The sequence below is a fragment of the Staphylococcus sp. EG-SA-2 genome (assembly GCF_017152085.1).
Map to the genome: position 1 here is coordinate 1 of NZ_JACYHC010000834.1, position 1176 is coordinate 1176.

Genomic DNA, 1176 nt, shown 5'->3' on the forward strand with positions numbered 1-1176 from the left:
CTGAGAATAGACCTACATTATCAATGAATGAATAGTATTTATAACCATCTTTATTTGTTGTAATTCTTGAAGCATCAGCAACTGCTGTATTGTCAGGAATAAATTGTAAATCTAAACGATCAGCATCTGTTGGTACTTTAAATAAGTGTGCAGTACCAGTCTTAGCTACATTTACAGTTGCTAATTCAGTATTTTTCTTAGCATCTTTAATAACTAAATTTGTTGCACCTTGCTTACTATTCGTTTGCATAGTAGTAAAGTTGATAATTAATTCTGAATCTGGTTTTACATTAACAGTTTTTGAAATACCGTTAAAGTTACCATGATCTGTAGAATCATTTGCATTCACACGACCTAATGCAGCTACATTTCCCCTAGCTTGATAGTTCTGAGGGTTATTCTTATCAAACATATCGCTTCGTCTTAATTCTGAGTTAACGAAACCAATCTTACCGTTGTTAATTAATGAATAACCATTTACTTTATCTGTAACAGTTACAGTTGGATCCTGTCTATTCTCATCTGTTGATATGGCAGGATCATCAAACGTTAATGTTGTATTAATACTGCCTTCACCAGTATTGCTAGCATTTGGATCTTGAGTTTGTGCGTTTGCTGCTACAGGTGCTGCTGGTTGCGCTGCTGGAGCATTCGCTGGCTGTGTTTGATTTGCCGGTGTTGCTTGGTTATTTCCTTGTCCTGCTTGGTTTGCCGGTGCTGCTTGATTTCCAGGTTGTGCTTGTGCAGCGTTATTTGGATCAGCTTGATTACCTTGTCCAGCTGGTTGTGCTGTACCTGCTGCCGGTTGTGCTGCGCCTCCTACTGGTTGTGCTGCGCCTCCTGCTGGATTAGCCTGTCCACCTTGGTTTGCTGGTTGTGCTGCTGGTTGTCCTTGGTTCGCAGGTGCAGCTGGTTGTGCTGCAGGATTAGCTTGAGCACCAGCATTTGCGTTAGGCTGTGCATTGGCATCAGCTGGTTGTGCTGGTTGATTTTGTGCAGGCTGATTTTGCTCTGCTGCAGACGCTGTTGTCGGGTTAATAGATATAAATGTAACAGTGGCAATTAAAGCTGAAAAAATACCGACATTAAATTTTCTGATACTAAATTTTTGTTGTCTGAATAAATTCATTAAGTCATCCTCCTGGTTGATTATTCTCGCTGTTAAATGATTTCACT

General features: G+C 40.0%; 1 protein-coding gene. It reads right to left on the reverse strand.

Annotated elements, in window-relative coordinates; genetic code table 11:
* The coding region (locus IDG60_RS15000; RefSeq protein ID WP_206160859.1) for a SasC/FmtB family protein at positions 1–1129 on the reverse strand (1129 nt) is incomplete at its 3' end.
* Positions 1130–1176 lie beyond the last annotated feature (47 nt).